This window comes from Yinghuangia sp. YIM S09857 (genome assembly GCF_051388915.1).
Taxonomy (GTDB): Bacteria; Actinomycetota; Actinomycetes; order Streptomycetales; family Streptomycetaceae; genus Yinghuangia.
On sequence record NZ_JBPKBH010000030.1, the window covers coordinates 64950 to 75603 of the forward strand.

Genomic DNA, 10654 nt, shown 5'->3' on the forward strand with positions numbered 1-10654 from the left:
GCGTCAGCGCCGCCTGGCGCGGTGTTCGGCCCAGGCCGTGGCGAGCATGTCGACGCCCTCCGACAGGACCGGCTCCGGCCAGCCGAAGCTGAGCCGGATCCGGTCCGCGGCGGCGGTGCCGCCCGGTGGGCCGAACACCGCGCCCGGGGACACCGCCACGCCGTGCCGCCGCGCGGTGTCGGCGAAGGCCTCGCCGTCGGCGCCCGGGAGGCGTACCCACAGCGACATGCCGCCGGCGGGCCGGGACCAGGACCAGTCCGGCAGTTCGGCGGCGAGCCGCGCGGACAGGTGGTCGCGGCGCACCCGCAGGTCTCGTCGCCAGGCGTCGCGTCGCGCGGCCGCGCCCGGGTCGGCGAGCAGCGCGACGGCCAGCCGCTGGTCGAGGGCCGAGGTGGCGAGGTCGGTACGCCGCTTCGCCTGCACGAAGCGCGCGAACACCGGCTCGTGGGCGGCGATCCACCCCACCCGCAGGCCGCCCCAGATCGACTTGGACAGCGAGCCCAGGCACACCGTGTGCTCGGGGGCATAGGCCGCCGCCGACGGGACATGCGGCGGCGGTCCTTCGGTGAGCACCAGGTCGGCCAGCGAGCGGTCCTCGACCAGGAGGGTGCCGGTCTCCCGGGCGACCGCGGCCACCGCGCGCACCCGCCGGTCCGCGGCCACCGTGCCGGTCGGGTTGTGTACGGGCATGGTGAACGCGTAGGCCGGGCGGTGCCGTTCGACCGCATCGGCGAAGGCGTCGGGGGACCAGCCGTAGCGGTCCCCGGGCACGATCACCGGCACGCCGCCGAACCGCTCGACCGCCGCGAGCAGTCCGGGGTACGTCACCTGTTCGACCAGCACCCGGTCGCCCGGGGCGAGCAGCGTGTCCGCGGTCAGGTGAAGCGCCTGCTGCGCGCCGGCGACGACGAGCAGCCGATCGGGCCCGTAACCGGGCGGGGCGGTGCCCTCGGCCAGGAGTTCGCGCAGCCGGGTCTCGCCGAGCAGGCCGTAGCCGTCGGCGGGGTGCACGTCGAGCAGGTCCTCGACGGTGAGGTCCAGGCGCGGCAGCAGCGAAGCGTCCGGCACCACGGACTTCGCGAGGTCGACGACGACCGTGCCCTCGCGGATCCAGCGGCTGAAGATCGGCTCGGGAGCGCCGGCCGCGGCGTCGCTGGACCCGCCGGTCGAACCGCCGGTCGAACCGCCGCTCGGGGCGACGGCCGGGGCGTCGTCCGACGCGGAGGAGCCCGTGGGGGATCCGCCGACCGCATCGGAGCGCACGTACGTCCCGCTGCCGTGCCGCCGCTCCACCAACCCGTCCGCCGCCAATTGGTCGAGGGCGGACGCGACGGTGCCGCGGCTCATGCCGAGGGCCGCACCGAGCGCGCGTTCGGAGGGCAGCCGGGTGTCGGCCAGGAGATCGCCCGAACGGACCAGTGAGGCCAGCGCGTCGGCCAGCCGCTCGCCACGCGACCGGCGCTCGTTGCGGCGGGGCCGCCGCAGCCGCTCGCCGACGAGCATGGCGAACCGTTCGACGTCCACGCCTGCCACTCCTTCTCCGGTGCCGCCGCGCGTTGGGCGCGACGGGTCCAGTCTGTGGCAGGCGGGCCCGCTCAGGGTGCGCCGGGTGCGCCGCCGGGCCGATCCTCCGCCTCGTCGCTGACGTCCACGAAGAACCCGGTCATCTGCACGGGTTCGCCTGCCGCGTCCAGGGTGATCTCGCCCACCACGGCCACGGTGCGCACCGTGCCGTCGGCGAGGAGGAGGCGGTGGCGCGAGGTGAAGGGCTCGCCGTCCAGCCGGGCTCCGGTGAAGACCTCGGGCCGGGCCTCGGCGGCCCCGCCGTCCGCGGTGTCCTCCGGATGGCGCAGCCCGAGGACCAGGTCGGTGCTGGGCCGCACGCTGTCCGGCGCGAGGCCGAGGATGCGGTAGGTCTCGGGCGACCACCACCACGCGTCCGTACGCAGGTTCCAGGTGTAGGAGCCGGTCGCCGTGCCGGTGTCGGCGTCCAGGGCCGGGACGACGCGGCGCGGCACCGGCAGGATCTCGGTGAGCCCGGTGACCTCCAGGAGGCGGACCACGCGCGGTCCGGCCGCCAGCAGGTCGAGGCCGCCGCCGGCCTCCTGGGCGTGGCGGCGTACCCGTAAGAGCATGTGGATGCCGCTGGAGTCCATGAACTCGACGGATCCGAGGTCGACCTCGATCCGCACGCGCCCGCCCGCGATCTGCCGGACCATCAGGTCCTCGATGCGCGGTCCGCTGTCCATGTCGATCTCGCCGCCCACGTGCACGCGTGCGCGGTCGGGTGCGGGGACGGTGACCCGCACCGTGAACAGGGGCGGGTTGGAGCCCGTGGTCACCAGGGCCTCCTCAGGTGTGTACCGGTGCGTTCTCGTGCCGGGCGTCGGTGTGCCGAAGGCGTTCGGCGCGCCCGGGCCGGGCGGCGGGCGGATGGTCGGGACGGACGGACCTGTGGCGGCAGGCTTGGTGACGGGCCCGATGCTACGCCTGATCCGCGCCGCACAGATGTAGTTCGCACACGGTTCCTCAGCCATTCCCGGCGAGTTCGGCGGATATGGCCCGTCGGGACCGGCCGCCTCCCTCCTTCCTGAGGGAAATATCCCATCTAATGGTCTGTCTTTTGTGAAAAAGCACAGAAATCGGGCAATGATTTCCCTTCGGGGCTTCCCAGAGCCCCGACGGCCGACCGCGGCCGGGGCAGCGACACCCGTCCCGGCGCGTCCGCCGTCCTGGCTCCTCCGGGGAGGTCGGACTTGTCCGTGCAACACCGTGCGCCCCGCTTCGGGGTGTTGCGCACGAAACCGGTGGACGCGATCCTCGCGGAGAGCGGCCACGGCGGCGTGGACGGTTCCGAAGGCACCGGCCTGAAGCGGACCATGGGCCTGCTGACCCTGACCTTCTTCAGCGTCGGCGCCACCCTCGGCACCGGCATCTTCGTGGTGCTCAGCGAGGCGGTGCCCAAGGCCGGGCCCGCCGTCATGCTGTCGTTCGTACTCGCGGCGATCACCGCGCTCTTCTCCGCCCTGTCGTACGCGGAACTCGCCGGCACCATCCCGGTCTCCGGCTCCTCCTACTCCTACGCTTACGCCACCCTCGGCGAGGGCATCGCCTGGGTCTGCGGCTGGTGCCTCCTCCTCGAATACGGCGTGTCCATCTCCGCCGTCGCGGTCGGCTGGGGCCAGTACGTCAACGAACTCCTCGACTCCGCCTTCGGGGTGACCCTCCCCGCCGCCATCGCCAACCCGCCCGGCGAGAGCGGCGGCATGATCAACATCCCGGCCGTCGTGGTCGTGGCCCTCGCCACCATCCTCCTGGTGCGCGGCGTGTCGGAGAGCGCCCGGGCCAACACCGTCATGGTCTTCATCAAGCTGCTGACCCTGGCCTTCTTCTGCGCGATCGCCTTCACCGCCTTCGAGGACGGCAACCTCAGCCCCTTCGCGCCCCTCGGCGTCGCGGGCATCAGCGCGGGCGCGTCCCAGGTGTTCTTCTCCTACATCGGCTTCGACGCCGCCTCCACGGCCGGCGAGGAGGCCAAGAACCCGCGCCGCGACCTGCCGCTCGCGATCCTGTTCTCCCTGCTCATCGTCACGATCGTGTACGTCGTGGTGGCCCTCGCCGCGCTCGGCGCCATGCCCTGGGGCGAGTTCGAGGACGCCGAGGCCACCCTCGCGAAGATCGTCAGCGACGTCACCGGCGGCTCCTGGGCCGCGACCATCCTGTCCGCGGGCGCCATCATCTCCATCGCGAGCGTCGTGCTCACCGTGCTCTACGGCCAGACCCGCATCCTGTTCGCGATGTCCCGCGACGGCCTGATGCCGCCGGTCTTCGCCAAGATTGACCGCCGCACCCAGACGCCGGTCGCCAACACGCTGATCACCGGCCTGTTCGTGGCCGTCATCGCGGCGATCTTCCCGCTCAAGTACCTCGCCGAGGCGACCAGCATCGGCACGCTGTTCGCCTTCGCCATCGTCAACGTCGGCGTCATCGTGCTCCGCCGCACCCGGCCCGACCTGCCGCGCAGCTTCCGTACGCCGCTGTTCCCACTCACCCCGATCGCGGGCGTCGGCTTCTGCGCCTACCTGATCTCCGAACTCGACTCCAAGACCTGGGCGGTCTTCGCCGGCTGGCTCGCCGCCGGACTGCTGGTCTACTGGCTCTACGGCTACCGGCACTCCCGATGGCGCGACCAGACCTGGGAAGCGGGTCCGGGCGGAGTACGGGAGCCGCGGCGGTGAGCGCCTCCGCCGAGCCGAGCATCGTGGTCGGCTGCATGCCCGACGACCGCGGCGACGACGCGGTCGCCCTCGCCGGCGTCCTGGCCCGGCAACTGGGCTGGGGCGTCACGCTCGCGTACATCCAGCCGGAGTCCTGGCCGGGCACCCCGGTCGGCGCGGTCGACGCCGAATGGGCCGCGTTCCTGCGCGCCGAGGCCGACCAGATCCTGGACGGCGCGGTGCGCCGCCTCCAGGTCGTCGCCCCCGATGTCCCCTACCGGCGCGCCGTGCACGCCCACCGCGGCAGCGGCCGCGGCCTCGGCGAACTGGCCGAACGCCGGGGCGCGGCACTGGTCGTCGTCGGCTCCGCACCCGAGGGGCACCACGGGCGCGTCGCGGTGGGCAGCACCGCGGACCAGCTCCTGCACGGGTCGCCGGTCCCCGTCGCGCTCGCGCCGTGGGGCTACTCGGCGGCGGTGCCGTCGCGGCTCTCGCGCACCACCCTGGCCTTCCACCGCTCCGCCCGCTCAGCGGCCACGCTGATGTGCGGATCGCTGCTGAGCAACCGCCTGGGCACCGGGCTCCGCCTCGTCACCGTGCTGGCCCGCCCGAAGCGGTTCTTCGGCGGACTCCAGCACGCGGGCGTCGAGGAGCAGATGTTCCAGGTGGCCCGCGACCAGATGCTCGCCGACCTGGACGAGGCGGCCGAGAGCATGGGCCCGCGCGTGTCCGCCGACGTCGAACTCGCGGAGGGCGACGACATCCCCTCCGCCCTCGCGGCGGTGGACTGGACCGACGAACTCCTCGTCTGCTCGGTCAGCGACGTCGGGCCCCTGACCCGGGTCTTCGTCGGCGACGTGTCGTCCAAGATCATCCGGTCGGCGGAGGTCCCGGTCGTGGTCTTCCCCCGAGGGGCGCGGCTGGACGTCTGGCGCTGATCAGCCGGCGACCGGCGCCTCGACCGGCGGTTCGCCCGGGCTCCCCGGAGCGGCGGCCGGTGCCGGGGTGCCCGCCGCCCGCGGACGATCGTCCGGGGCCGGGTGCGCCGGGTCGGCCACGACGCGGATGGTGCCCTCGGGGGCGACCGGGCGCCACCAGGGCTCGGCGTCCCACTTCAGGGCCGGTTCCAGGAAGTCGCCGGGGCGCGGCACGGCCAGCCGTACGCCCCGGCGCTCCGCCTCCGCCGCGGCACGCTCGACCGGCTCGTGCCACGCGTGCGGGGCGAGGTCGAAGGTGCCCCAGTGGATCGGCAGCAGCACGTCGCCGGCCAGGTCGACGTGCGCCTGGACGGCCTCCTCCGGGTTGAGGTGCACCTCCGGCCAGGCGTCGCCGTACGCCCCGGTCTGGATCATCGTGAGGTCGAACGGCCCGTACGCGTCCCCCAGGTCGACGAATCCGGGGAAGTACCCGGTGTCCCCGCTGTGGAACACCCGGTGCCCGGGCCCGGTGACGACCCACGACGCCCACAGGACCGTGCCCAGGACCCGCGCCCCCCGATTGCAGTAGTGCCGTGCCGGGGTCGCGGTGAACGACAGGCCCGCGATGTCCGCCGATTCGTGCCAGTCGAGTTCGAGGATCCGGTCCGGCGGCACGCCCCAGCGCTCCAGGTGCGCGCCCAGCCCCAGCGGCACCGCGAACCGCGTGTCGCGCCGGGCCAGCGCCTTGACCGTCGCCATGTCCAGGTGGTCGTAGTGGTCGTGCGAGACCACCACGGCGTCCAGCGGCGGCAGTTCGGCCCAGGGGAGCGGGACCGGGTGCATGCGGGCCGGGCCGAAGGCGGCGGACGGCGAGCAGCGTGTACTCCACACGGGGTCGAACAGGACCCGGCGGCCGTCGATCTCCACCAGGACGGTGGCGTGCCCGAGCCAGGTCGCGCGCAGGCCGCTCTCCGGAGGCACGGCGTAGTCCGCGGCCCGGCGCGCGGTCAGCGGGATCGGGCCGGTCGGCCGCCGCAGGCCCGCGGCGGCGCGCTGCTGGCGCAGCATCAGCCGCATCGCACCGTCGGACATGCGCCGGGTGGGCACGGGGTTGCGGAAGGCGCCGTCGACGAAGTGCGGAGAACGGCGGACGCGCGCCAGGCGCTCGCCCGCGGGGCGGGCGCCCAGCGCGGCGGGCCATTGGGGCGCGAAGGCTTGCCCGGTCACTCAGACTCCAAACCACGCAGGACTCCGGCGGCGGTCGGTGCGGGGACCGGCCGCGGCACCCGCCGCCGCCGATGATCGGACGATGATCGGGACGAGGCCGGGTGAGGGGAGACTAACCCCCACGCCGGGCCTGAAACGTCGTTCGCCGGGAGGGCCCGGGCGTGGACCGGTGCTCCGGCGGGAGTAGCCGCGCGGGCCTTCCCGGGGAGTGCGCCGGGTGAGTGAACGGGTTGGTCGGCGGGGCCCGTGCCGCGTACCGGACGGGCACCCGCCCCCGACCTCAGCGGGGTGTCGGCGGTTCCCCATAGGCTCAGGGTGTCGCCGGATCCCGGGGTGCGGTCCCAACTCCTGTGCGGTCGGCGACTTTTCCCGACGCGCGCGGCGCACAAGACATCTCAAACCATGCCAAGGGGTGACCGGCCATGACCGACTCGACGTCGTACCTGGAGCTGTCCGAGGACGGCGGCGGCTCGCACAAGTTCTACGAGGTCGTCGTGTCCGGCACCGATGTCACGATCACCTACGGGCGCATCGGCGACCCGGGCAAGGCGACCACCACGCCCTACCCGACCGCCGAGAAGGCCGCCGCGGCCGCCGCGAAGAAGATCGGCGAGAAGAAGCGCAAGGGCTACGAGGACGCGGTGCGCGGCGTGCGCAAGCGCCGCTCGGTCACCCGCCGGTCCATCCCCTCGCAGGGCACCTCGGCCTCGCGCACGCCGTCCAACGTCAAGCGCGCGCCGGTGCTGTGGAAGTACAACTCGGGCGCGGCCGCGTTCGGCGTCTTCGTCGACAGCGAGCGGGCCATGGTCGGCAACGAGCGCGGCGACGTGTGGACGCTGAGCCACGAGGGCGAGGTCACCAACCGCTACCAGCTCCCAGACGGCGTCAAGTGCATCGTCGGCGACGAGTCGTGGATCTACGCGGGCTGCGACGACGGCAACGTCTACGACATCGGCGGCAAGGCGCCGCGCCTGGCGTACGAGATCGCCGAGGACATCGACATCTACTGGGTCGACATCCACGACGGCACGCTCGGTGTGTCCGACGCGGGGGGCGGCATCACCTCGATCGACCACGAGGACGAGTCCCTGTGGGCCGAGCGCGGCAAGGGCACCGGCGCGTGGATGGTCCGGGTGGACGGCGACGCCGTCTACCACGGCCACTCCGCGGGCGTCGAGGGCTTCTCGAAGTCCACCGGTGAACGGCTGTGGCACCAGCCAACCAAGGGCTCCGTGCTCTTCGGCTGGCAGGAGAAGGACGACGTGTACGCCGGAACCTCCGGCAACAAGGTGCACCGCATCCGCAAGTCCGACGGCAAGATGCTCGCCACCTACGACTGCAACGGCTCGGTCTTCAGTTGCGCGACCGCCCGCGACGGCGAGTACGTGTTCGCGGGCGACAGCTCGTCGTCCGTCTACTGCTTCAAGGCCGACGGCACGCGGCTGTGGAAGCTCGGCACCGGCTGCGGCTCGGCGTACTCGATGCAGTACCACGACGAGCGCCTGTACATCGTCACCACCGGCGGCCAGCTCGCGTGCATCGACGTGAGCGAGGCGGCCATCCACGCCGCCGAGGCCGGGACCGTGCCGGCGGTCCGCGACGTCAAGCTCGCCACCCTCGACGCGGTCGTGCCGACCGCCGAGGTCGAGACCACCTCGGACGCGGGCGACGGCGTCATCGTGGAGTGCGTCAGCGTCAACTCGCGCCTGCGCGTGCACGTCGTCTCGGCGGGCTACGAGGCCGGGTGGAACGTGCAGTTCCCCAAGAACATGCGCGTCCCGGGCGCACGGTACGTCGTCGAGGGCGTACGCGAGTCCGCCCAGGGCGGCTTCTACCGCGCGCACGGGGAGATCAAGCGCCTCGTCTGAGCCCGAGTCGCGGCCGGTTCGCGACCCGGTGACGGTCGTGCGGCCCAGCTCGACCGCTGACCGGACGAACAAGCGAAGGGCCCGGCTCCGCCGGGCCCTTCCTATTTCAGCTGTACCGCAAGTTCCGCATGTCCGCTGTACCGCAGGTCGGTCGGAACCGCATGTCCGCCGTTCCCGCGGGTCAGCCGGAACCGTCCCTGCTCCCGGACTTCGCGGGCTGCTTCCGCCCCTCCGCCGCCTGGGCCTTGGCCGCCGCCGCGGCGCGCTGCGACTCGGCCATCTGCGCGACGCCCTCCGCGTGCCGGCGGCCGAACAGCGACGGCAGGCTCGGCGCCGCCAGGAACCCTTCCGCGCGGGCGGACGCCAGCCCGATGCGCGGGAGTTCGCTCGCCTTGCGGAACACCAGGTAGCGCGGCTCCCAGATGGGCCGGTACTTCGCGTTCGCCCGGTACAGCGACTCGATCTGCCACCACCGCGAGAAGAACGTCAGGACCGCCTTCCACAGCCGCAGCACCGGCCCCGCGCCGAGCTTCGAGCCTCGCTCGAAGACGGACCGGAACATCGCGAAGTTGAGCGAGATCTGCTCGATGCCGTGGTCCTTCGCCTGCCCGATGACGTCCAGGATCATGAACTCCAGCAGGCCGTTCTCCGACTCGCGGTCGCGCCGCATCAGGTCGAGCGAGATGCCCTTCGGCCCCCACGGCACGAAGCTCAGCAGCGCGCGGAGCCGACCGTCCGCATCGGTGCACTCGACCATCATGCAGCGGCCGTCGTCGGGGTCGCCCAGGCGGCCGAGCGCCATCGAGAAGCCGCGCTCGGTCTCGCCGTCGCGCCACGCGTCCGCGAGGTCGAGCAGCGCGCTCATCTCGGCCGTCGGGATGTCCTCATGCCGCCTTATGCGCGTGGTGTACCCGGCACGCCTGACGCGGTTGTACGCCTGCCGCACCACCCGCATCGCACGGCCTTCGAGCGTGAACTCCGCGACCTCGACGATGGCTTCGTCACCCAGTTCGAGCGCGTCGAGGCCGTGCCGCGCATAGATCGTCCCGGCCTCCTCGCTCGCGCCCATGACCGCCGGGACCCAGGCGTTCTCGCGCGCCTCCTCCAACCACGGCTCGATCGCTCCCGGCCACGCCTCGGGGTCGCCGATCGGGTCGCCGGCCGCCAGCGAGACGCCGCCCACCACGCGGTACGCGATCGCGGACTTGCCGCTCGGCGACCACATGACGGCCTTGTCGCGGCGCAGCGCGAAGTAGCCGAGCGAGTCGCGGTCGCCCCACTTGCCGAGCAGTTCGCGGAGCTTGACCTCGTCGTCGGGGCACAACAGTTCGCGGCCTTTGGGGGCGCGGAACAGCACGTACAGGATGAGCAGGAAGAGCACGACGGCCGCGATGTTGATGACGATGTCGGTCGCGCGCGGCACCGAGATGTCGTCGTACGCGCTCTCGCGGGCCAGCGTGAACATGCGCAGCATCGTGTACTTCACGCGCTCGGCCATGGTCGCCTCGTCGAGGCGGTCGGTCAGCGCCACCAGCGTGGCGCCCAGCATGATCACGAGCGAGAGCCCGCCGAGCAGCACTGCGCCGGCCTTGGCCACGTTGCCGCGCTCGCCCTTGGCGTAGAACTCCGCGCGCCCGAGCCACAGCGCGGCGAACGGCACCAGAGTGACGGCCGTGGAGACCCAGTTGAACGGGTGCTGCCGGAAGTCGTGGAAGAACAGCGCCAGTACGTACAGCGCGAAGGTGGGGAGCAGCAGGATCGCGGTGAACACCCACGCGGCCCGCTTGCGGCGGTTGAGCATGACGGCCAGGAAGATCGCCAGGGCGGCGATCGTGAAGCTCGCGGTCAGCAGGAACGGCGTGAAGTACTCGCCGGTGTCGTGCCGACGCACGCGGGTGCGGAGCGGCACCATCAGCGCGGCAAGCAGGTCGAACACGCCGACGAGCCGCAGGTACCAGACGAGGAGCCGGGCGGAGGCGTGTTGGACGCGTTCCCGCCGCGTCGGCGCCTCGCTCGCCGCCTTGCCGTTTCCGCTCACCCGTCCACCGCCGGGCGGGCGGTCCGGACGCGAGGCTGGGCACGGTACATGGGGGTGGGCTCCTCGGAACGGGCGAATGCAGGCGAATGCCCGGTCCGATCCGCGGTGATGCCAGATCGTCCGGGCGAATTGTCGCGAGATTTCTGACCTTCCGAGGGTAGGGCGCCGACGGCTTTGCGCTCGTGAGCACACAGGCGGACATCGCCTCGTTCACGGGGATGACGGCCGCAAGGCGCCTCTCCGCCCCAGGGCCTGGCCGCCGGATCCGACCCGTCGCGCGACCCGGCCGGAAGGCTGCGGGCCTCGGATGTCGGCGGCGCGCCCAGGACGTCCGGCCCCGGGGCCCCTTCGGTTGTCCACCGCCCGCGAGCCGCCGCGGGGGGGGGG

7 protein-coding genes are annotated in these 10654 nt (G+C 72.9%); 3 read left to right on the forward strand and 4 right to left on the reverse strand.

All coding sequences use genetic code 11. The annotated features are described in order from the left end of the window. Positions 1 to 3: 3 nt before the first annotated feature. Positions 4 to 1524 (reverse strand): PLP-dependent aminotransferase family protein, encoded by a 1521-nt coding sequence (locus ACRX5S_RS38470; RefSeq protein WP_436777915.1) that lies wholly within the window; start codon positions 1522 to 1524, stop codon positions 4 to 6. Positions 1525 to 1595: 71 nt separating this feature from the next. Beyond that, a complete protein-coding gene (locus tag ACRX5S_RS38475) occupies positions 1596 to 2342 on the reverse strand; it encodes an anti-sigma factor antagonist (protein ID WP_436777916.1) in 747 nt (248 codons plus the stop codon). A gap of 420 nt (positions 2343 to 2762) precedes the next feature. Here ACRX5S_RS38475 and ACRX5S_RS38480 point away from each other — a divergent pair, with 420 nt between their 5' ends. Continuing rightward, entirely contained in the window at positions 2763 to 4238 is a 1476-nt protein-coding gene (locus tag ACRX5S_RS38480; RefSeq protein ID WP_436777954.1) for an amino acid permease, read from the forward strand. Beyond that, positions 4235 to 5155, forward strand: coding sequence for a universal stress protein (locus tag ACRX5S_RS38485; protein WP_436777917.1), 921 nt, complete (start codon positions 4235 to 4237; stop codon positions 5153 to 5155). The genes ACRX5S_RS38480 and ACRX5S_RS38485 overlap by 4 nt, the downstream gene beginning before the upstream one ends. On the opposite strand, the gene ACRX5S_RS38490 is transcribed toward ACRX5S_RS38485, so the two are convergent. Then, positions 5156 to 6361, reverse strand: coding sequence for an MBL fold metallo-hydrolase (locus ACRX5S_RS38490; RefSeq protein WP_436777918.1), 1206 nt, complete (start codon positions 6359 to 6361; stop codon positions 5156 to 5158). A gap of 422 nt (positions 6362 to 6783) precedes the next feature. Here ACRX5S_RS38490 and ACRX5S_RS38495 point away from each other — a divergent pair, with 422 nt between their 5' ends. Continuing rightward, positions 6784 to 8229: a WGR domain-containing protein gene (locus tag ACRX5S_RS38495; protein ID WP_436777919.1), complete on the forward strand. Its 1446-nt coding sequence runs from the start codon at positions 6784 to 6786 to the stop codon at positions 8227 to 8229. A gap of 181 nt (positions 8230 to 8410) precedes the next feature. Here ACRX5S_RS38495 and ACRX5S_RS38500 read toward each other — a convergent pair whose 3' ends face one another. After that, a complete protein-coding gene (locus ACRX5S_RS38500; protein ID WP_436777920.1) occupies positions 8411 to 10267 on the reverse strand; it encodes a phosphatidylglycerol lysyltransferase domain-containing protein in 1857 nt (618 codons plus the stop codon). Positions 10268 to 10654 lie beyond the last annotated feature (387 nt).